The 21,589-nt window shown below is 34.0% G+C and carries 16 protein-coding genes and 2 tRNA genes; 11 read left to right on the forward strand and 7 right to left on the reverse strand.

Annotated features, from left to right (window positions below; translation table 11 throughout):
- Nucleotides 1-21 precede the first annotated feature (21 nt).
- The 5 genes from clpX to serB all read left to right on the forward strand — a co-directional run bounded on the left by clpX (nt 22) and on the right by serB (nt 4,211).
- Nucleotides 22-1,254, forward strand: a complete 1,233-nt coding sequence (gene clpX, locus ACM55H_RS08305; protein WP_416836066.1) for an ATP-dependent Clp protease ATP-binding subunit ClpX — start codon at nt 22-24, stop codon at nt 1,252-1,254.
- A 183-nt stretch (nt 1,255-1,437) separates the two neighbouring features.
- Nucleotides 1,438-1,851, forward strand: a complete 414-nt coding sequence (locus tag ACM55H_RS08310; RefSeq protein WP_416836067.1) for a VOC family protein — start codon at nt 1,438-1,440, stop codon at nt 1,849-1,851.
- Between the two features lie 28 nt (nt 1,852-1,879).
- A complete protein-coding gene (locus tag ACM55H_RS08315) occupies nt 1,880-2,320 on the forward strand; it encodes an SRPBCC family protein (protein WP_416836068.1) in 441 nt (146 codons plus the stop codon).
- Nucleotides 2,321-2,342: 22 nt separating this feature from the next.
- The gene (locus ACM55H_RS08320; RefSeq protein WP_416836069.1) at nt 2,343-2,777 is read left to right on the forward strand and encodes a VOC family protein; all 435 of its coding nucleotides are present in this window, start codon (nt 2,343-2,345) and stop codon (nt 2,775-2,777) included.
- Between the two features lie 195 nt (nt 2,778-2,972).
- Nucleotides 2,973-4,211 carry a phosphoserine phosphatase SerB gene (gene serB / locus ACM55H_RS08325; protein WP_416836070.1) on the forward strand — a complete coding sequence of 413 codons (1,239 nt, stop codon included), beginning with the start codon at nt 2,973-2,975 and terminating at the stop codon, nt 4,209-4,211.
- 57 nt (nt 4,212-4,268) lie between these two features.
- On the opposite strand, the gene ACM55H_RS08330 is transcribed toward serB, so the two are convergent.
- Together ACM55H_RS08330 and ACM55H_RS08335 are read right to left on the reverse strand one after the other, a co-directional pair.
- Nucleotides 4,269-4,418: a hypothetical protein gene (locus ACM55H_RS08330; RefSeq protein ID WP_416836071.1), complete on the reverse strand. Its 150-nt coding sequence runs from the start codon at nt 4,416-4,418 to the stop codon at nt 4,269-4,271.
- Between the two features lie 12 nt (nt 4,419-4,430).
- Nucleotides 4,431-5,954 carry a GH3 auxin-responsive promoter family protein gene (locus ACM55H_RS08335; protein ID WP_416836072.1) on the reverse strand — a complete coding sequence of 508 codons (1,524 nt, stop codon included), beginning with the start codon at nt 5,952-5,954 and terminating at the stop codon, nt 4,431-4,433.
- Between the two features lie 257 nt (nt 5,955-6,211).
- Between ACM55H_RS08335 and ACM55H_RS08340 the strand changes: the two genes are divergently transcribed.
- Complete coding sequence (locus tag ACM55H_RS08340; RefSeq protein ID WP_416836088.1) at nt 6,212-7,006, forward strand: DUF2797 domain-containing protein; 795 nt, start codon at nt 6,212-6,214, stop codon at nt 7,004-7,006.
- 55 nt (nt 7,007-7,061) lie between these two features.
- Here ACM55H_RS08340 and ACM55H_RS08345 read toward each other — a convergent pair whose 3' ends face one another.
- A complete protein-coding gene (locus ACM55H_RS08345; RefSeq protein WP_416836073.1) occupies nt 7,062-9,677 on the reverse strand; it encodes an AsmA family protein in 2,616 nt (871 codons plus the stop codon).
- Between the two features lie 185 nt (nt 9,678-9,862).
- On the reverse strand, nt 9,863-11,623 hold the full coding sequence (gene sppA / locus ACM55H_RS08350) for a signal peptide peptidase SppA (RefSeq protein ID WP_416836074.1): 1,761 nt from the start codon (nt 11,621-11,623) through the stop codon (nt 9,863-9,865).
- A gap of 137 nt (nt 11,624-11,760) precedes the next feature.
- On the opposite strand from sppA, the gene folK reads away from it, so the two are divergent.
- Nucleotides 11,761-12,897, forward strand: coding sequence for a 2-amino-4-hydroxy-6-hydroxymethyldihydropteridine diphosphokinase (gene folK, locus ACM55H_RS08355; RefSeq protein WP_416836075.1), 1,137 nt, complete (start codon nt 11,761-11,763; stop codon nt 12,895-12,897).
- Nucleotide 12,898: 1 nt separating this feature from the next.
- Here the strand turns inward: folK and ACM55H_RS08360 are convergent, their stop codons facing one another.
- The 3 genes from ACM55H_RS08360 to ACM55H_RS08370 form a co-directional block, all read right to left on the reverse strand.
- Nucleotides 12,899-16,687 carry a T9SS type B sorting domain-containing protein gene (locus ACM55H_RS08360; RefSeq protein ID WP_416836076.1) on the reverse strand — a complete coding sequence of 1,263 codons (3,789 nt, stop codon included), beginning with the start codon at nt 16,685-16,687 and terminating at the stop codon, nt 12,899-12,901.
- A gap of 96 nt (nt 16,688-16,783) precedes the next feature.
- Nucleotides 16,784-17,314 carry an RNA methyltransferase gene (locus tag ACM55H_RS08365; RefSeq protein ID WP_416836077.1) on the reverse strand — a complete coding sequence of 177 codons (531 nt, stop codon included), beginning with the start codon at nt 17,312-17,314 and terminating at the stop codon, nt 16,784-16,786.
- A 76-nt stretch (nt 17,315-17,390) separates the two neighbouring features.
- On the reverse strand, nt 17,391-17,849 hold the full coding sequence (locus ACM55H_RS08370; RefSeq protein ID WP_416836078.1) for a DUF1573 domain-containing protein: 459 nt from the start codon (nt 17,847-17,849) through the stop codon (nt 17,391-17,393).
- A 163-nt stretch (nt 17,850-18,012) separates the two neighbouring features.
- Here ACM55H_RS08370 and mutS point away from each other — a divergent pair, with 163 nt between their 5' ends.
- From mutS to ACM55H_RS08390, 4 genes are all read left to right on the forward strand, one after another.
- Nucleotides 18,013-20,619 (forward strand): DNA mismatch repair protein MutS, encoded by a 2,607-nt coding sequence (gene mutS, locus ACM55H_RS08375; RefSeq protein ID WP_416836079.1) that lies wholly within the window; start codon nt 18,013-18,015, stop codon nt 20,617-20,619.
- A gap of 148 nt (nt 20,620-20,767) precedes the next feature.
- Nucleotides 20,768-20,843, forward strand: a tRNA-Gly gene (locus ACM55H_RS08380).
- Nucleotides 20,844-20,855: 12 nt separating this feature from the next.
- Nucleotides 20,856-20,941: transfer RNA gene (locus tag ACM55H_RS08385), tRNA-Leu, on the forward strand.
- 138 nt (nt 20,942-21,079) lie between these two features.
- Nucleotides 21,080-21,427, forward strand: a complete 348-nt coding sequence (locus tag ACM55H_RS08390; RefSeq protein WP_416836080.1) for a DUF1508 domain-containing protein — start codon at nt 21,080-21,082, stop codon at nt 21,425-21,427.
- The last annotated feature ends 162 nt before the right edge of the window (nt 21,428-21,589 follow it).

Raw genomic sequence — 21,589 nt, forward strand, 5'->3', positions numbered from 1 at the left:
TTATGACATTAGACTAAAAGAATGGCAAAAGTAGTATTAGAGTGTTCGTTTTGTGGAAGAAAGAAGCCAGAAACCAATTTATTGATTGCTGGTATCAATGCACATATTTGTGATAAATGTATCGAACAAGCACACGGAATTGTTTTAGAAGAATTAAAATCCAGCGGAAGTTCAAAACTGGTTGGGGATTTGATTTTGAAGAAACCAAAAGAAATCAGGGCGTTCTTGGATCAATATGTAATTGGACAGGACCAAACTAAAAAAGTAATGTCGGTTGCGGTTTACAATCACTACAAACGTTTGATGCAGCAGCAATTAGACGATGAGGTTGAGATTGAAAAAAGTAACATCATCATGGTGGGACAAACGGGAACAGGAAAAACATTGGTGGCAAAAACCATTGCAAAAATGTTGGATGTGCCTTTAGCTATTGTTGATGCAACAGTTTTAACAGAAGCAGGTTATGTGGGGGAAGATGTTGAAAGTATTTTGACGCGTCTTTTGCAAGCTGCTGATTATGATGTTGCGAAAGCTGAACGTGGAATTGTATTCATTGACGAAATAGATAAAATTGCACGTAAAAGTGACAATCCGTCTATTACTCGTGACGTTTCTGGGGAAGGTGTGCAACAAGCATTGTTGAAATTATTAGAAGGAACCGTTGTGAATGTGCCACCAAAAGGAGGACGTAAGCACCCAGACCAAAAATTTGTTGAGGTAAATACACAAAACATTTTGTTTATTGCCGGTGGTGCTTTTGATGGAATCGAAAGAATTATTTCGAAACGATTGAACCGTCAAGCCGTTGGGTATTCTACTTCAAAAAATGTGGATAATATTGACAAAGACAATTTGTTGCAATATATTATTCCAAAGGATATCAAAGATTTTGGATTGATTCCGGAGATTATTGGTCGTTTGCCAGTTTTGACACACATGGATCCTTTAGATAGAGAAACCTTGCGTGCGATTTTGACACAACCTAAAAATGCGTTAATCAAACAATACGAGAAATTGTTTTTAATGGATGATGTTGAATTTACCATTACAAATGAAGCGTTGGATTTTATTGTTGATAAAGCGTTAGAATACAAATTAGGTGCTCGTGGATTGCGTTCTTTATGCGAAGCCATCTTAACCGATGCGATGTATGAATTGCCAAGTTCTGATGATAAAATATTAGAAATTGACGTGGATTATGCAAAAGAAACGTTGAATAAAAATTTATTGAAACGATTGGAGATTGCTTCTTAAATTTTTAAGATAAATACCTTTTTCAAAAGGTTATACTAAACCTGTTCATTTATTTGAGCAGGTTTTTTTTATGGATTATTTTCTGCTAATTCTTCTAAGTCCTATTTTCGATTATAATATCAAAAAGAAGTTTAAATATTTTTGTAAATTTATAATTGAAAATTTGACTCTAAAAACAATAGTATGACAAAGCAAATATGGCTTAATTTGCCAGTAAAAGAGGTGGCGAAATCAAAAGAATTTTTCGCTAAAATAGGGTTTTCTTTTAATGAACAATATGCGACTCCGCATTCAACATGCCTGTCAGTAGGAGCTACTAATTTTGCAGTCATGCTTTTTGAGGAATCTATGTTTGAAGGTTTTGTGCAAAATAAAATTACGGATACACAATCAAGTTCTGAAGTGTTAATTTCAATTGATGCAGAAAGCAGGGAAGAAGTGGATGAATTTGCAAAGAAAGTAGAAGCAGCCGGAGGGATAGTTTTCTCCAAACCAGCCGAAATTCAAGGTTGGATGTATGGTTGTGCTTTTGCGGATCTAGACGGACATCGCTGGAATATGCTATATATGGATTTTAGTAAAGTACCAAAACAGTAGGTTGCAAGTTAATCTAAAAAAACACGAAATGACAACACTGGAATTTAAAATCGAGATCAATGCTCCCAAAGAAAAAGTTTGGGACGTTTTATGGAATGAAGAAACATACAAACAATGGACCTCCGTTTTTTGTGAAGGGTCTTATGCAGTAAGCGATTGGAAAGAAGGCAGTAAAATTCATTTTTTATCTCCAAACGGGGACGGGATGAACAGCATTATTTACAAGAAAATTGATAATGAATACATGGCTTTTAAACATTTGAGTGAAATCAAAAAATTCCAGGAAATGCCTGTTGATGATGCAACTCAAGAATGGGCTGGCGCTATGGAAATGTACCGTTTGACCGAAGACAAGGGAATTACTGTTTTAGAAGCTAAAATGGATTCAGTCGAAAAATACATCGATTATTTCAAAACGACATGGCCAAAAGCATTAGATTTGGTTAAGAAACTTTCGGAGGGAAAATAAATATTCATCTTAAAATAGCATTATGGCATCAATTAATCCGTATTTAATTTTTAATGGAAATTGCGAAGAAGCATTCCTATTCTATCAATCTGTATTTGGTGGAGCGTTTCCTTATATTGGTAAGTTTAAAGATATGCCACCGGCAGAAGGTAATCCCGTGCTTTCTGAAGCAGATGGAAATAAAATAATGCATGTCACTTTGCCAATCGGTGATGGATTCGTATTAATGGGAAGCGACAGCAATTCAGCAAGTGGGGAAGTTGCTTTTGGGCAAAACGTTTCACTTTCAATCAATGCTAAGAGTAAAGAAGAAGCGGATAAATTGTTTAACGGACTTTCGGCAGGAGGAACGGTAACCATGCCAATGAATCAAACCTTTTGGGGCGCTTATTTTGGAATGTTTGTAGATAAATTTGGAATCAATTGGATGGTGAATTTTGATGAAAATGAAAAATAATTAGCATTGAAAAGCTTGAAGATTGCTTAGTAAAGATTGCATTTTTCTCATAAATATAAACTTGTTCATTCATTTGGGCAGGTTTTTTTATGGGTAATTTAAACTATTTGTTATTGTTTAAAAAAACAAACATTATTCTTTTTTATCACCATTAGAATGCCGATTTTTGTCCCTTGTAAATCAATAGTAATAAAAATGGAAGTAGAAGATAAAGAGGTTATTTTATTAAAAGTTTCTGGACAAGACAAACCTGGAGTTACTGCTGGTTTAACATCGATATTAGCGACTTATGATGCAACTATTTTAGATATTGGACAAGCAGATATTCATGATACGCTATCTTTAGGTATTTTATTTGAAATAAAAGCGGGTTCTTCTTCTGGACCTGTTTTAAAAGATTTATTGTTTAAAGCCTATGAATTGGGCATTAAAGTTAAGTTCATTCCAATTTCTATTGCTGATTACGAAATTTGGGTAAAAGCACAACGCAAACAGCGTTACATCATAAATATTTTGGGAGAAACATTAACGGCTGTACAATTGGCGGCTGTGACCAGAATAATGTCGGACCAAAATTTAAATATTGATTCTATCAAAAGATTAACTGGTAGAGTTTCTATTATTGAAAAAGAAGAATTTCCTCGTTCTTGTGTGCAATTATCCGTAACGGGTGATATTGTGGATAAAGCATCGATGACTGCCAGTTTTATGGAAATTTCCAGAACTTTAGATGTGGATATCTCTTTTCAGGAAGACAATATGTATAGAAGAAACAGACGTTTGGTGTGTTTTGATATGGATTCTACCTTAATTCAAACGGAAGTAATTGATGAATTAGCTGAATTAGCGGGTGTAGGTGAGCAAGTAAGAGCCATTACTGAATCGGCTATGAATGGCGAAATTGATTTCAGTGAAAGCTTCAAAAAACGAATGGCTTTGTTAGAAGGTTTAAGTGAAGATGTGCTACAAACGGTTGCTGAAAACCTACCCATAACACAAGGAGCACATCGCTTGATGAAAGCCTTGAAATATTATGGCTATAAAACTGCTATTTTATCAGGAGGATTCACCTATTTTGGTAATTATTTACAAAAGGAATTAGGGATTGATTACGTTCACGCCAATGAATTGGAGATTATAGACGGTAAATTGACCGGTAACTATTTGGGTGAAATTGTTGATGGACAAAAGAAAGCCGAATATCTAAAAGCTATTGCGGAAAAAGAAGGCATAAATATCAATCAAACCATTGCTGTGGGTGATGGTGCAAATGATTTGCCTATGTTGAACCTGGCCGGTTTAGGAATTGCTTTTCATGCCAAACCTACGGTCAAAGAAAATGCAGCTACTTCAATCTCTAGCTTGGGTCTCGACGGTGTTTTATACCTGTTAGGCTACCACGACAGGCATATTGATATGATGGATGAGGAATAAATAGTGCAAATGGTAATACATAAAAAAGGCTGTCTAAATAATTTTAGACAGCCTTTTTTATGCTTTAATAGTAGCTATTTTTTCAGGTTTTTCCAATGTTTGTTTTTCGGGAGATTTACAAATTCCTCTGGCTCCACAACGCATTCTGTGTGGTCCGCAGGAACTCAGAAAAAGTAGCGTTATCAAGATGTAGAAGGTATTTTTCATCTTCTCGTTTTTTTATGCCGGTTGAAACTGCATACTTTTCAATTGTTCCAGATAATCTCTTTGGTTTGATAATCTTGGAATTTTATGTTGACCGCCCAGTTTATTTTTTCCTTTTAGCCAGTCATAAAACAAATTTTTTCGGGCTACATTAATTACTAACGGATTCAAGGTCATATTATTGTAGCGTTTCGCTTCGTAATCAGAATTTAAGGATTGTATGGATTCATCCAGCGCTTTCTGAAATTGGGACACATCAGTAGGATTATCTTTAAATTCAATCATCCATTCATGGGCACCTTTTTCTTTTCCATTCATAAATACAGGCGCAACGGTATACTCAACGACTTCCATTTGAGTTATTTTACAGGCGTTGGCAATAGCTTGATCTGTATTTTCGACCATCAATTCTTCGCCAAAAACATTAATATGGTGTTTGGTTCTACCCGTAACCCGAATTCGGTATGGATTCAATGAGGTGAAACGTACGGTGTCGCCTATCAAATAGCGCCATAAACCAGAATTGGTAGTAATTACTAATGCATAGTTTTTAAAAAGTTCCACATCAGCCAAACGAATTACTTTTTGATTTGGTGTTCCAAAAGTATCCATTGGAATAAATTCATAGAAAATTCCGTAATCCAACATTAATAATAAATCACTGGAATAATTTAAATCCTGAATGGCAAAAAATCCCTCAGATGCATTGTATATTTCGTAATATTTAAAATCTTTTTTAGGTAGTATTTTTTTATACTGTTCTCGATAAGGCTCAAAATTTACCCCGCCATGAAAGTACACTTCGAGATTGGGCCAAATTTCGAATAAATTTCCTTTTCCGGTTTCCTCCAGCATTTTATTCATTAAAACCAACATCCACGAAGGCACTCCTGCAAAACTGGTTACATTTTCGTTTTTCGTTTCGTTTATAATGGCTGCGATTTTGCTTTCCCATTCACTCATTAATGAAATCTTACTGCTTGGCGTGCTGCTAAACTCCGCCCAAATAGGCATATTTTCGATTAATATCGCAGACAAGTCTCCAAAAAACGTATTGTTGTCTTCATAGATTTGTGAGCTTCCGCCAAGACGCAGACTTTTTCCAAGAAAGAGTTCAGATTCTTCGTTGTTGTTTAAATACAAACACAGCAAATCCTTACTTCCTTTATAATGGCAATCTTCCAGCGCTTCGTTGCTTACCGGAATGAATTTACTCTTGGCATTCGTTGTTCCGCTAGATTTTGCGAACCATTTTATAGGGGTTTCCCAAAAAACATTTTGTTCGCCTTTACGAGTTCTCTCAATCAGCGGCTGTAATTCTTCATAAGTAGAAATAGGAATTCGATCAGCAAAAGTGGCATAGGAATTTATCGAAGCATAATCATATTCTTTGCCTAAAACAGTGTTTTTTGAGGACTGAATTAAATTCATAAGCAATTCTTCCTGAACCTCGTTCGGGTATTTCAAGAAAAGTTCAATCTGATGGATGCGTTGTTTCAGAACCCAAGAGGCAAACGAATTGATTATGGTTAGTGGCATATAGATTTCAGATTGTTGATTAACGATTTTAAATTTCAGATTTTTTTCTATTGGAAAAAGGTTGAAATTTAAGATTTGAATATCGATTGACAAATACTAACTTTGTCAAAGTATCAAAAATAGTGTTTTTTTATAAAAAACAATTCTATATTATAGTAAAGATTTCTACTCAGAAATGGGATTCTAATAATCGGAATTCTAAAATGGACAGAGTTAATCTAAAATCAGAAATCGTTAATCAACAATCTAAAATCGCAATGACTTACGAAGGTGTACTTACAAAAATGCAGACTGAATTTGGAAATCCAATTCAATATTATTTGGTTTTTGAAAATAGTTTTTTGAATGTGAATCAGTTGCTGAATAAAAATATTGAAATTAATTTTGTGGGATACCAATGTTTGAATTGTGGAAAGAAGAAAAAGATATTCCGTCAAGGATTTTGTTACGATTGCTTCTATTCTAGTGCTGCTGTTGGAGATTGGATAATGAAACCGGAGTTAAGTACAGCTCATCTTGGAATTCAGGATAGAGATTTAGCGTATGAAGAAAAAGTACAATTGCAACCACATATTGTGTATTTGGCGTTGTCCAGCGAAGTAAAAGTAGGAGTGACCAGAAAAACACAAGTGCCAACCCGATGGATTGATCAAGGTGCTACCCAAGCGATTTCTATTGTTGAAGTTCCCAATCGGTATTTAGCGGGGATTACTGAGGTAGCTTTGAAAAACCATTATGCCGATAAAACCAATTGGCGCAAAATGTTGACCAATAATGTCGAACCAATCGATTTAATTGCTGAAAGATTGAAAGTGGAGAATCTAATTCCAACAGAAGTTCAGGAGTATTTCTATTCTCAAAAAAATGATTTGTACGAAATGCATTATCCTGTTTTACACTATCCAAATAAAGTAAATAGTTTAAGTTTAGATAAAACACCTCAGTTTCAAGGAAAACTATCCGGGATTAAAGGGCAATACCTTCTTTTTGACGATGGAACAGTTTTCAATATCCGTGGTTCCGAAGGATATGTGGTTACGATTAATGTATAAAAAGAAAGCCTAAAAGTATTTGAAACTTTTAGGCTTTTTTAGTTTAGAAGAAAGTTTAAGGTGTTGTCTTAGGTTCTTCTGCTTTTTTCTTTTTATTAAACAATCCATTTAATAAATCGGTTGCTTTTGTTTTTACAGCATTCGTAGTTTCTTCCTTCGTTGTAGGAGTTGCCGTTTTTGTAGTATCGTTTGGTTTCTTATTTTTATTGATAAAATCAGTTAAAGCCGAAGTTCCTTGTTTTACCAATCGTTCTTTTTGTTGTTTCACTAATTGAGAAGTCAGATTGTTAACAGCACTTTTTATATCAGTTGAAATTTTTGGATTAGTGAAGTTTCCGGTTAAAATGGCATTTATAGGGAGATTTTCCAATTTAGCAGCATCAGCAGGAGACAATTTTGCAATTAATGCATTGGCTTCTGAACCCAGATATTTTGCCGGAACATCAAATTTGATATTGTAATTCATACTTTGGTCAAAACCATGAGAACCGCCAATTGTTGCTTTAATGTCTTGATATTTGATGTTAAATGGTTTTACATTCACTTTTCCGTCCTTGAAAGTAATAGCCGCTTTCAAATCATTCAAATTGATCTTACTTACATCAATGAACTTCAGATTAGACCCTAATGCAGTTAGCAAAGTTGAATTACTCGAATTTATAGTGGTTGAAAGTAACTGACCCAATAAATCTCCGGTCAGTGTTTTCAAATCAGGCGTTAGTTCTGTTGCATCAAGATTTCCGTTCAATTTGATGTTTGAATTCAATTTTCCGTTGATGATTCCGGCAATGGGTGCAATTTTTTTCAACATATCAAGTTGCGTAAAGGATTGCGCAATATCCACTTGGTTCAAATTTAAATCCATATTGAAAACTGGCGTTTTTCCTTTTGTGGAAACGGCACCATTTACACCAATTGTTCCACCAAAAATTGATGTTTTTACGTTTTCTAATGTTACTTTTTCATCCTTTACAATCAATTTCCCTGAAACATCTTTCAAGGTCAAATTGTTATATAAAACGGTATTCGCTTTTGCGGTAAGCGTACAATTTAAGAAAGCTGGAATCTTCATCGCTTCTGCTTTTTTAGTTGCAGTTTTAGTTTTTTCGCCGGTTGTCATGAAATCATCTACGGCTAATTGTTTGGAATTCATGTTGAAGTTTCCTTTTAATTCTTGGTTTTTAAAAATAAATCCGTAAAAATTATCTAAAACTCCCGTTACGCTAATGTCGCTTTTTCCAGTTGTTGCATTCAATTGTTTCAAATTGACCTGACTTGGATTAAACTGAACTAAGGCATTGCTAATGTTCATCGTTTTGCCGTTTTCATCCACATAGTTGAAACCAGACAAACTCATCGTTCCTGCATTATTAATATTTTGATATTGGCTTTTCTCTACGGATTGCATATCAAATTTTGTCGTTACATCTGCGTTTAAAATACCGGATAAAGGTTTGTCTAACTTTATAGGATACGCTTTGGAAAGATTGGCCAAGTTTATGGTTCCTTTTAAAGCCGCATCGACAATTGCATTTTGGGTTATATTTTTGATATTCGCTTTAGCATTGAAAACATCCTGATCTATTTTGAAAGAAAGCTTGTCCAGGTTTACATAAGTATCGTTCAAAATTCCCGTTTCATTAATGATTTTAGTGTCAATAACTATATTTTGAACCGATTTTGGTAAATTAGGGTATTGAAATGAAGCATTATTGGAGGCAATTTCAATTTTGAATTTTGGAACGGTGGTATCAGAATACAATCCTTTTGCAAAACCCATAACACTAAAATCGCCAGTTGTTTTTACATTACCCAAGCTTGCGGCATAAGCCGCCGGAATAACTCCCAAGAAATTTTTGAATGATGAAGTTGGCGTTTTGAATTTCAAATCATATTGCTGACCAGCTTCCACCATTTGAATAAAACCATCAAATTCTAACGGTAATTGGTTGATTAGCGCTTTGTTTTCTTTGAAGGTGTATTTGCTTTTTTCTAAATCAATACCCAAAACAGCATCTAAAGTCAAAGCGACATCTTTCATATAATTGACTTTATCCATGTCTAAAGATATTTTCGCAGTAGATTTAGTAACCAAATCTAATTTCTGTGCGGCAAAATCTCCAGTTCCTTCATGGTTTAAACTGTCGATAACCATCTTTATTTTTGAACTTTCGTCAAAATACCTGAACTTGAAATTTTCTATTTTATAATTCTGAATTTTTAATGATAAAGGACTGCTTTTACCATCATTCTTGGTTTTGTTATCTTTCAAAGCGATGTCATAATTCCCGATTCCGTCTTTATTGAATATGATATTAATTAACCCGTTTTTTGAAGTTATTCCGTCAATATTCATTGCTTCGTTTTTACCTTTAAAAAGTTCTTTGATGGACATTTTTAAATTCAATTCACCTAATGAAACTAATGTGTCTCCTTCAAAAGGAGCTTTGTTGATAATGACTAGCTTATCCAACGTCACATTCGTGTTTGGAAAATTTTTGAATAAACTCAAATCGGCATCTGCAAAAGTGACTTTGGCATCTACTTTTTCATTGATAGCTTCGGCAATTTTGGCTTTTATTTGATCTTTAAAAAAATAGGGAATAGCAAATAAAGCTGCTGCGAGTAGGACAATTAGAATTCCAATGATTTTTAAAATTTTCTTTAGCATAATTTGATTTCTTAAGATTTTATAAGTTTAGCAAAAATAATGCCTGACTTCTTACAAAAATAACGGATTATAATTTAGGACATTTGTAATGTTTTCATAAATAACGAAATACTCTCTTTTTTTCTTTGTAAAAAAAATCCGTTTAAGTGCGCTTAAACGGATTTTTAATCAGATGTTGTAATAATTTATTTGATATTAATTTCAAAAGGCATCATGGCTTGAACACCTTTTTGAGCTTGTAATCTTTTTACTTCTTGCATGATTTTATAATTTTCTTCCCCAATTTCTTCCTTAATAAAAGATTCTTTAGACTTGGAAAATGGCAAATTAGCTAAAAGATCATTAAAGTCTTTTTCGTATTCAGGATAGTTTTGTGTGGAGTAAGTGTTTGTTTTTGCCAAAGCAGCAGCTTCGTGTATAGCATCATTCAAACCTCCAATTTTATCTACCAATCCAATTTTAACTGCTTCGGAACCAGCCCAAACTCTTCCTTGTGCGATAGCGTCAACTTGAGCAAAAGTCATTTTTCTTCCTTGTGCCACATGCGTAACAAAAGTTTTATAGATATGTTCAATCTCTTCAAGTGTAACTGCTTTTAGTTTTTCATCTAATGGGACAAAAGGACTGTATCTCGCAGCGTTTTCATGTGTTTTTACCTGTTCTACATTTATCCCGATTTTCTTTGTCAATTGACTGAAATTAGGCAATATGCCAAAAACGCCTATTGAACCGGTAATGGTGTTGTTCTCTGCGAAAATTTTATTCGCGTTACAAGCAATATAATACCCTCCTGAAGCTGCGTAATTTCCCATCGAAACCACCACAGGTTTTACTTTTTTAGTTAATTCAACTTCTCTCCAAATCAAATCAGAAGTCAAAGCGCTTCCGCCAGGACTATCAATTCTAAGTACGATGGCTTTTATATTTTTGTCTTTTCTGGCATCTTGTAATGAACGACGCATGGAACCTTCGCCTATAACATCTACGTCACCTTCCCCGCTACGAATTTCGCCTTGAGCATAAATAATGGCAATTTTATCATTGGCATCGGTGTTTTTTGAAGTTGTAGCTACTTTTTTTGCATAATCCAAAATCGTTACTTTATTGTAATCTTCGTCTTTGGCAACTTTTAATAAGTTTTTAATAGCATTATGATACACATCTTCGTAGGCTACAATATCAACCAATCCTTGTGTTTTTGCCATCTCAGGAGTTCGTGCCAGAAGTCCGTTTGCAATTTCATTCAGTTTTGGTACTGATATACTTCTACTTTTTGAAATTTCTGATGCAACAGAATTCCAAATAGAATTCAATAAAGCGGAAGTTTGTTCTCTGTTAGCATCACTCATTTTGTTTTCCAGAAAAGGTTCAACAGCACTTTTGTATTTTCCATGACGAATTACTTCCATTTTTATGCCTGATTTTTCCTGAAAATCTTTGAAAAACATAATTTCCGAAGACAATCCTTTAAAATCCATATCTCCTACTGGGTTTAGGTAAATAGGTTTGGCAACCGAATTTAAATAATATTCCTTTTGAGAATAGGAATTAGCGTAAGCCAATACAAATTTGCCTGATTTTTTAAAATCTTCTAATGCATCTCTTAAAGCTTTACTTTGAGCCATTCCTAATTGGGAATCATCATTCAAAATAGAAATTCCTTTTATATCATCGTCAGTTTTGGCATCTTCTATTGCATTGATAATATCAGTAAGACCTATGTTTTTTCCATCAGAAAAAATGGTTACCCAAGGATCTTTGAATTTACCGGCATAATCATTTTTTATATCTTCTAAATTTAATTCGATAACTGAATTACTTTTTACGCTAACTCCTTCTGATTCACCTCCAAAAATGGCTCCTATAATTAGTATTCCAAAAAAGAACAGCATAAAAAAGATGAAAATACCTATGATGGTCGCCAACACATTTCCTAAAAACTTCATATTTATATTTTTTTAATAAGTCTAAAATGAGGTCGAATTGTTACAAACTTTAAGTTTTTTAATTCTAGAATTAGTTATCAACACTCTTTGCAAAGATACTTCTATTCTAAAATTCTTTTAGTTAATTTGTGCTTAATATGAAATCACAGCATCAAGTTATTTTATCGATAGGAAGCAATCAAGGAAACCGATTAGAAAACATCGAGCATTGCTTGCAATTGATACACCAGGAAGTGGGAACGGTAATCAAAGTTTCAAGGCTATATGAAACGCCGTCTTGGGGTTTTGACAGTGATGCATTTTATAATTGTGCATTAGTGATTCACACCTTTTGCGCTGCTAATAAAATTTTAGCTAAGGTTTTGAAAATTGAAAAACGATTGGGACGTATTCGCAGTGAAGAATTAGGATACCAATCTAGAATTATAGATATTGACTTGATTACTTTCGATTCAGCAATTATTGAAACCGAAAAACTTCAAATTCCACATCCATTAATGCAAAACAGGAAATTTGTTTTGTTACCCATTCAGGATTTGAATTTAGATTGGAAACATCCTGTTCTTAAAAAAACAATATCGGAATTGCTTGAAGTTTCTCCGGATCAAAGTGTTTGTAAAGTGGTACAAGATTTAGAAAATCCTTTGCAAAGTATTGTTTTGGAACAATTTAATTATGTTGCTTTTGAAGGGAATATTGGAGCGGGAAAGACAACTTTGGCTATGAAAATTGCGGAGGATTTTAATGCGAAAACAGTTTTAGAACGTTTTGCTGACAATCCATTTTTGCCTAAATTTTATAAAGATCAAAACCGATACGCTTTTCCGCTTGAAATGTCATTCCTTGCAGACAGGTACCAGCAATTATCAGATGATTTAGCCCAATTTGATTTGTTTAAAGACTTTTTAGTTGCCGATTATCATATTTTTAAGTCTTTGATTTTTGCCAAAATAACACTGGCTGAAGATGAATATCGTTTGTATCGAAACCTGTTTGATATCATTTACAGAGAAATGCCAAAACCAGATTTATATATTTATTTGTACCAAAATTCAGAGCGTCTTTTACAAAATATTAAAAAGAGAGGCAGAAGCTACGAACAAAAGATCCCGGCAGAATATTTGGATAAAATTAATAACGGATACCTTGACTATATTAAATCACAAACGGAACTGAATGTTCTGATTATTGATGTTTCTAATCGCGATTTTGTGAAAAATCAAGCCGATTATCTTTATATTCTAGACCAAATTCAAAAGAAGATTAGTGAGTAACTTACCTTTTTAGCGAAAAATGACCTTTTGCTTCTCTGCCATCTTCTAATTTTAAAGTAAACCAATAATCATCTGCGGGTAAAGGATTGCCATTGAAAGTACCATCCCAACCTTGGTTTAAATTGGGAACCCATTGTTTGATGAGTTTTCCGTAACGGTCAAAAATGTAGATTATTGATTTTGAATTGAAAGTTTCATTCACTCCTTTTACACTCCAATAATCATTATAACCGTCATTGTTTGGTGTAAAGAATTTTGGGGCACCTATAACGGCAATAGTTTTGCTAACTACGCCGCAACCATTTTTGTCATTGATAAAAACTTCGTGAATTCCTGCGGGTACTTTATCAAAGAAATTGGAGTCTTGCCAAAATCCACTAGGTTCGTCTAAACTATATTCATATTTTCCTTTTCCTGTTACGTTTACGGTAACTGTATTTATATCAGTCAAATCTATAATATCAATACTTTCGATATGTGCCAAATCAGAAGCGGTAACTTTTATGGTTCGAATTTTACTGCAACCTGAACTATTAGTTACTTCGACAGCATAATTTCCTTCGGCGTTTACTGATAGCGTTGGGGCTATTTTGCCAATCAAAATAGTTTCATCTTTTGACCAAATGTAGGTGTAATTGCTTGTTGGAGATCCGTCTTGAATTCCAGCATCAAGTGTTACAAAAAAGCTTGGAAGATTAGAACAAACCAATTCATTTTCACTACCATTGGTATTCAAGTTAATTTTTGGAGTTGGATTAACAACAAAATTTAAAGTCGTGGTGGCAGTACAAGAAGTATTTAGTGGATTTATTACTGTTGCTGTAATATTTTGAGTTCCTGTTATAAAAGTGGGTGAAAAATTTGAAAGTACAGTTCCGTTTTGTAAAGAATAAGTCACGGTCATTCCGGTTTGTCCTCCTAGAATAGTGGCTTCGAATGTTGAAGTGTCGAATGCAAATTTTCCGTCTTGATTCAAAGGATCTGCTTCGTCATCGCAAGCTGTAGTTAAGACAGAAGAGACTGTAGATGATTTAGGTGAAATGTCTACAATAAACGGAATACTTGTTTCATCATAACATTTTAAAGTTGTTTTATTAGTTACAACGGCTCTTATGGTTTGAGAAGCGGTTGTGAAAGTATTCGGAAACGGGCTTGGTAATAGATTATTGTTTTGGTCAAAATAAGTAACAGTAACATCAGTAAGCATTTGCCCTTTTAATAATCTCGATTCAAGGGTAGTGGTGTCAAAAGTGAATATTCCATCTTGATTGTCATCACATTGTCTTGGAATTATAACTGAATTAGCAATAGGTAAAGCTTCGACTTTTAAAGTAATGTAAGGTCCTAAACCAACGCAAGCGTTATCTAGACTACTTTCAACCCGTACCCAAATATCTTGAGAATCGCGATAACCAATATTCCTGTAATTTGAAATATCCGCAATTACATTGAGTTCGGCTAAGGCATCAGCTTGGTTTCTGTAATAGTTTATAGTGTAAACTTGATTTATGGGGAGTTGAGTTTGTATTGTGGCTTTCGTCCAAGAGAAATCAAAAGTTGCAATTCCGTCTCTATTATTGTTAATAGCGTCTAAAAAATCATCACAAACAGGAGGAACTGTGATTTTATAGGAAGAAAGAAGATTGGTAGCTGGGACTTTTAATGTTAATTTGGCAACGCTATAACAACCGCTAATTTTATTGGCAACTCTCGCCCAAACATTCATTGTCGATGCTGTTGTGTTTTCGAAAGCCAAATCATTTGAAATTAAATCGGTTGCAAGACCATTATTAGCTCCTGATTGTGAAGTATAATAAGTAAAAAGTTCATTGGTATAATTTGCAGAAATTAGGTTGTTATTTACTGTCAAATTAAAAAGAGTTTTCCCGTCTGGAATCAAGTCAGTATCGCATTGAATAATTGTTACATCGTTGACAATTGGCAAAGGATTGACAACAAAATTCAAAGTTGTAGTTGCGGTGCAGCTTGTGTTTGCTGTATTTGTTACTGTTACTAAAACGTTTTGAGTTGCACTTACAAATGGATTTGGCAGCGGACTTGATAATGAATTTCCATTTTTATCAAAATATTTAACCATCATTCCGGTTTGTCCTTTTAGAATGAAAGCTTCGAATGTAGCTGTGTCAAAAGCAAATTTACCATCTTGATTTAATGGGTTTGGTTCATCATCACAAGTTGTGGTTAAGGATGCTGGAACGGCAAAAGCTTCGGGTAAATCATCAACTATAAATGGAATATTTGTTTCGTTAGAACAGTGTAAAGGAGAGTTGTTTGTCAAAACAGCTTTTATCGTTTGTGATGTTGTTGTGAAACTAGCAGGAAACGGGCTAGTTATCAGATTTCCGTTTGAATCTTTTAGCGGATTATTGTTTTGGTCAAAATAAGTAACGGTTATGTTTGTTTGATTTCCTAATAAACTTGTCTCAAGAGCAGCAGTATTAAAAGTGACTATTCCATCTTGATTGTCATCACATTGTCTAGGAATTATTACCGGATTTGCAATAGGCAATGGATTTACAGTTACTATAATTGGATTTCTCGGAGTACATCCGTTATCAATATAATAGGTTGTTGTTGTATTTATTATTGGAGTTATAAATGTATTTCCTGTTCCTAACAAAATACCGCCAATTGCAGTATCATACCAGTTTATTGTTCCAGTTGTAGAACTTGCTTGAAGTGTACATGTCGCTGAAGCACAAATAGGGCTTGGTGTTGTCGTTGTAATTTTTGCGATTGTCATTGTAGTACTCGCTGAGATATGAATATTATCAACATCTCCTGGTATCATTCCGCCATATTCAACAATATAACCTTTTGATTGATAATTTCCGGATGAATCACCCGCTAATTGTAGATCGTTCCAAGCTCCTGGAATTCCAATTCCAGGAGCGGTAATATGGGCGTAATCTTCATTGTTGTTGGAGTTGTTTGGTTCATTTGTATTCCAAAAAGCAAAATTTGGTGTTGAGCCATTTGCAGCTCCGTTCCAAAAAATAGTTCCTGCTTCTGGACCAGTAACCCATTTCCAAACTCCTTCTGTTTCAGAATCACTTCCGCCAATCCAACCATTTCCTGGGGCCTGTGCTCCTGCCAATTGGGCTTCATCAGCAGCGGTTAAGGTTGCTAAATAACCCTGTAATCCGTAATAATAATTTGCTGGGGATTCGGCTGCTATTTTTGCATCTGTCCAATAGATTCCCGGACTGGAGATGTATCGATAAAAATGTTTATTTCTAGGCAAATAATTGGCTTGACCTATGGTAATGGAAAAATTTCGAATTCCTGAAGGTGAAGACGATGAATTGTAAAATTCTACATCTTTAATCGCAGATACAAAGTCTGTATAAGATATTGGTATTCCAGTAGGACTATATAATTTTAATTTTCCTGCAGTAATATCCCAACTTGTAATGATTGTAGGATGTGAACCAATAAGTGTTAATTGGTCTTGCCCGTTTATATAACCTGATGAGATTTGAATGTAAATGGCATCAGTACTTGTGTCATCAGGATCAGTTATTGTAACATTAGTTACAATTTTTATATTGGTTTGAGGGCAATATATTTGATTGCCGGTTGCAGTGATTATAGGAGCAATATTTGCTGCTAAATTTATTTTAGAATTATTAACAGCAGGGTTGATGTTTTGTCTTATTGTGGTGACGTTTCTTTTTTTTAAAGGATAAACAACTTTAGTAGCGTAGGTTACATTATTGATTAAAAAAAATATTGCCAAAACGACTTTAAAAAAAAAATTATTTTTCATTTTATAAAAATATAAATTTTATCAATATATCGGTGTTTGGCTATAAGTTTTAACAAAAAAGAGACAGGTTAAAAAGGTAATAAAACAAAATGCATGCTAATTGTTAAATTGTTTGAAAAGTTCCCAAACTACAATCCCTGCACTTACCGAAATATTTAAAGAATGTTTGGTTCCTAATTGTGGAATTTCAATACAACCATCACATAATGCAACTGCCTCTTGTGAAACGCCGTAAACCTCATTTCCAAAAACTAAAGCGTATTTTTTATTTTTTCCAACTTTAAAATCTTGAAGAAAAACAGCGCTTTCAACTTGTTCAATAGCAAGCGTGGTAATATTTTCTTCTTTTAATTTGTTAATAACTTCAAGTACATTATCATTATGTTCCCAAGTCACGGTTTCAGTAGCACCAAGTGCAGTTTTATGAATTTCTTTGTTTGGAGGTGTTGCAGTAATGCCGCATAAATATATTTTTTCTATTAAAAATGCATCGGCAGTTCTAAATACGGAACCTATATTGTGTAAACTTCTGATGTCATCTAACACTAAAATAAGCGGTGTTTTTTCAGATTGCTTAAATGCTTCAATAGATTTTCTTTCGAGTTCGCTGTTTTCCAGTTTTCTCATATTTTTTTGGGTTTATTTCAATAAAAAAAGCTTCCCTAATTTAGGAAGCTTTTTTTTATTATAATTAATTTAGAATTTAGCTTTTTGGTGCATCATCTGCTAAAACAGTTCCTTTTATTGTAAGTACTTTAGTTGGTTGACCAGCAGCATTTGAAGTTACAGTTACAGTTTTTGTAAATGCACCAACTCTGTCAGTAGCATATTTAACACCAATAATACCTTTTGCTCCTGGAGCAATTGGCTCTTTTGGAGTAGTAGGAACTGTACATCCGCATGAACCTTGAGTATTTGTGATAATTAATGGTTTATTACCGTTATTAGTAAAAACAAACTCACGTTTACCATCTGCATTGTGTGCAATTGTTCCATAATCAATAACTTCAGTTACAAATACCATTCCTGCGCCATCTACTTTTGGAGTAGAAACTTTAGCAGCTATAGCTTTTGTCTTTTTTGTAACTTTTGATGTTTCTTGTGCATTAGAAGCTGTAACTCCTAAGACTAATAATAACGCTAGTGTAACTATTTTTTTCATTTTCTTGTTTTTTTTTAATTAGTAAAACAAATTTAAAGAAAAAATCATGCCAATAGCTTAATTTTTCCTTAAAAAAATTAATTTTTTGAAGTGTTACTTATTCGCATTAAAATATTTAAATTCGCTGACACATTTTTTTTTCATTTTTTAAATATAAAATAACTTGGCATCTAAAGAGAAAACGGTTAAAGAAACGCCTTTAATGAAGCAATATAATGACATCAAAAGGAAATATCCGGATGCGTGTTTATTGTTTAGAGTAGGGGATTTTTATGAAACTTTTGGAGAGGATGCCGTTCGTGCTTCAAAAATTCTCGGAATAACGTTGACCAAAAGAGGGGCAGGTTCAGAAACAGAGACTGCACTGGCAGGTTTTCCGCATCATTCTATAAATACCTATTTACCAAAACTAGTCAAAGCGGGACTTCGTGTCGCTATTTGCGATCAGCTCGAAGATCCAAAAATGACCAAAACCATTGTGAAACGGGGCGTTACTGAGCTTGTGACTCCTGGGGTTTCTATGAATGATGAGGTTTTACAATCTAAAACCAATAACTTTTTAGCCTCTGTTTTCTTTGCCAATAAATCAATAGGGATTTCTTTTTTAGATGTTTCTACAGGGGAGTTCCTTACAGCGCAAGGTAACGCAGAATATATTGATAAGTTATTACAGAATTTCAATCCAAGCGAAGTTTTAATTCCAAAAAACAATAAAAATGATTTCCGAGAAATTTTCGGAGATGATTACCATAGTTTTTACTTGGAAGACTGGATTTATAAAGAAGATTATGCATTCGAAACCTTAACGAAACATTTTCAAACTGTTTCTTTGAAAGGATTTGGAATCGAAGAATTGAAAGAAGGAACTATTGCTTCGGGAGCAATTTTATATTATTTATCCGAAACACAGCATAATAGAGTACAACATATAACTGCCATTCAGCGTATCGCCGAAGATGCTTATGTTTGGATGGACCGATTTACAATTCGAAATCTGGAATTGTATCACAGCTACAATCCTAATGCGGTGACGCTTCTCGATGTTATTGATAAAACGCTTTCGCCAATGGGTGGGCGACTATTAAAGAGATGGTTAGCACTTCCTTTGAAAGATAGTACTAAGATTCAAAGCCGTCATCAGGTTGTTTCGTATTTAAAAGAAAATCAAGATGTTTTAAAAAACATTCAGAATCAAATCAAGCAAATTTCTGATTTGGAACGTTTGATTTCAAAAATTGCAGCTGGAAAAGTTTCTCCTCGCGAAGTAGTTTATTTAAAAGAATCATTGGACGCGATAATTCCAATAAAAACCTTGGCGTTAGAAAGTCCGCAAGAGGCAGTAAAAGTAATTGGCGACAGTTTGCACAGTTGTGAATTATTGCGTGAAAAAATCAAAACCGTTTTAAATCAAGATGCCCCAGTGGCGATTGCTAAGGGAAATGCTATTGCCAAAGGAATCAATGCAGAATTAGATGATTTGCGTGCCATATCGACTTCAGGAAAAGAATTCTTGGAAGGAATTGAAAAACGAGAGTCGCAATTGACGGGAATCTCCTCGTTGAAAATTTCCTTTAATAATGTTTTTGGGTATTATATCGAAGTTAGAAACTTACATAAAGATAAGGTTCCTGCTGAATGGATTCGAAAACAAACTTTGGTCAATGCAGAGCGATATATTACGGAGGAATTAAAAGAATATGAAACTAAAATCCTTGGTGCCGAAGAAAAAATTCATAAGATAGAAGTAGAGTTATTCGAACAATTAGTGAGTTGGATTGCTACTTATATCAAACCGGTTCAAATGAATGCTAATTTAGTAGCGCAACTGGATTGTTTATGTTCTTTCACGCAATTGGCTATCGAAAATAAATATGTTTGTCCAGAACTAGACGAAACTTTCGAACTGGAAATCAAAAATGGAAGACATCCTGTTATCGAAAAACAATTGCCGGTAGGGATGCCTTATATTGCCAATGATGTTTTCTTGGATAGAGAAACGCAGCAATTGATTATGATTACAGGGCCGAATATGTCTGGAAAGTCGGCTATTTTGCGCCAAACGGCTTTAATTGTACTCTTGTCTCAAATGGGGAGTTTTGTTCCTGCAGACAGCGTGAGAATGGGAATTGTAGATAAAATATTTACCAGAGTAGGAGCGAGCGATAATATTTCGATGGGAGAATCTACTTTCATGGTCGAAATGAATGAAACGGCTTCCATCTTGAACAATATTTCTGATAGGAGTTTAGTGCTGTTGGATGAAATTGGAAGAGGAACGAGCACGTATGATGGGATTTCCATTGCATGGGCAATTGCAGAGTTTTTACACGAGCATCCTTCAAAGCCCAAAACATTATTTGCAACACATTACCATGAGTTGAATGAAATGAGTGAATCATTGCCTAGAATTCAGAATTATAATGTTGCTGTCAAAGAATTGAAAGATACCGTGCTTTTTATTCGAAAATTAGTAAAAGGAGGTAGTGCGCATAGTTTTGGAATACATGTGGCTAAAATGGCCGGAATGCCTCAAATCGTAATTTTGAAAGCACAGAAGCTTTTGAAAAAATTAGAAAAGAATCATTCGAGCGATGCGCTGAACGGAATTAAAGCCGCAAAAGACGAAATGCAAATGAGCTTCTTTAATCTGGACGATCCTTTATTGGAGGAAATCAAAGAAGAGATCATAAACTTAGATATAAATACCATTACGCCTATGGAAGCGTTGATGAAACTTAATGAAATTAAAAGAATGTTGACTAGAAAATAATTTATTTTGTTTTAAAGTTTACGTTATCAGAAAGTTAACTTTTATCTGTGATTTTTTTATAAAAAAGGCTTGTTTAATTCAATAAATGTCCTAAATTTGCATCCGCAATACAGAACAAGTATCGCGGTTCTTTCTAAGAATTGAAAATGCGAAAATAGCTCAGTTGGTAGAGCGCGACCTTGCCAAGGTCGAGGTCGCGGGTTCGAGCCCCGTTTTTCGCTCCAACACCACATAATGCTCGGATGGTGAAATTGGTAGACACGCTGGACTTAAAATCCAGTGAACAGCAATGTTCGTGCGGGTTCAAGTCCCGCTCTGAGTACTAAAAAGCTTCAAACTATGTTTGGAGCTTTTTTTATTTTATAGAAATTTGTAAATGCGAAGAAAATAATTTTTATAAAAGTGAATTCTAAGCTCCACGTTTAGAATCTGAAATCTACAATTTAAAATCTAAAATTTCATGGGAGCTTTTGTTATTAGTAAAAGATTTAATGATGAGTATAAATTTGTTTTCACTTCTAGGAAAGGGAAAATTATTTTTACAAGCTTAAGTTATGAACTCAATTTTGAGTGTCAGGAAGATATTGAAAAGTTAAAGGAAGATATTGTCTCGGCTGACTTTTTAAAGTTTAAATCGTCTGGTGGAAAGTATTTTTTTAAACTAATGTTTCGAGGGAATCATTTTGCGACAAGCAGAAAGTATACTACTTCATTAATGTTGGAGAAGGGAATAAAAGAAATTGTTTTATATGCTTCAAAGGCAGAAATATTAGATTTTTCAGCAGATCATCTCATTTTTAGTGATTGAGGGCTTATTGTGAATATTGGTAAAAAAGAGAGCCGTGTTATTAACGGATCAAGACATATTGTTGTGGGGAAATATTAAAATCTAGATATTTGTATTTCTAAATTATACCTGAATGCAAGATTCTTTTATCGACATCCTCAAGTTGTTATTACCTGAGATAAT

The sequence above is a fragment of the Flavobacterium cryoconiti genome, assembly GCF_048158645.1.
GTDB lineage: Bacteria > Bacteroidota > Bacteroidia > Flavobacteriales > Flavobacteriaceae > Flavobacterium > Flavobacterium cryoconiti.

Bases quoted from the DNA above. Each gene is read 5' to 3' on its own strand.
- ACM55H_RS08365 (WP_416836077.1), bottom strand. From the start codon at position 17,314: ATGAGAAAACTGGAAAACAGCGAACTCGAAAGAAAATCTATTGAAGCA.
- ACM55H_RS08320 (WP_416836069.1), top strand. From the start codon at position 2,343: ATGGCATCAATTAATCCGTATTTAATTTTTAATGGAAATTGCGAAGAA.
- ACM55H_RS08370 (WP_416836078.1), bottom strand. From the start codon at position 17,849: ATGAAAAAAATAGTTACACTAGCGTTATTATTAGTCTTAGGAGTTACA.
- ACM55H_RS08390 (WP_416836080.1), top strand. From the start codon at position 21,080: ATGGGAGCTTTTGTTATTAGTAAAAGATTTAATGATGAGTATAAATTT.
- ACM55H_RS08330 (WP_416836071.1), bottom strand. From the start codon at position 4,418: ATGAAAAATACCTTCTACATCTTGATAACGCTACTTTTTCTGAGTTCC.
- ACM55H_RS08345 (WP_416836073.1), bottom strand. From the start codon at position 9,677: ATGCTAAAGAAAATTTTAAAAATCATTGGAATTCTAATTGTCCTACTC.
- folK (WP_416836075.1), top strand. From the start codon at position 11,761: ATGAAATCACAGCATCAAGTTATTTTATCGATAGGAAGCAATCAAGGA.
- ACM55H_RS08310 (WP_416836067.1), top strand. From the start codon at position 1,438: ATGACAAAGCAAATATGGCTTAATTTGCCAGTAAAAGAGGTGGCGAAA.
- ACM55H_RS08335 (WP_416836072.1), bottom strand. From the start codon at position 5,954: ATGCCACTAACCATAATCAATTCGTTTGCCTCTTGGGTTCTGAAACAA.
- sppA (WP_416836074.1), bottom strand. From the start codon at position 11,623: ATGAAGTTTTTAGGAAATGTGTTGGCGACCATCATAGGTATTTTCATC.
- ACM55H_RS08340 (WP_416836088.1), top strand. From the start codon at position 6,212: ATGACTTACGAAGGTGTACTTACAAAAATGCAGACTGAATTTGGAAAT.
- clpX (WP_416836066.1), top strand. From the start codon at position 22: ATGGCAAAAGTAGTATTAGAGTGTTCGTTTTGTGGAAGAAAGAAGCCA.
- serB (WP_416836070.1), top strand. From the start codon at position 2,973: ATGGAAGTAGAAGATAAAGAGGTTATTTTATTAAAAGTTTCTGGACAA.
- ACM55H_RS08315 (WP_416836068.1), top strand. From the start codon at position 1,880: ATGACAACACTGGAATTTAAAATCGAGATCAATGCTCCCAAAGAAAAA.
- ACM55H_RS08360 (WP_416836076.1), bottom strand. From the start codon at position 16,687: ATGAAAAATAATTTTTTTTTTAAAGTCGTTTTGGCAATATTTTTTTTA.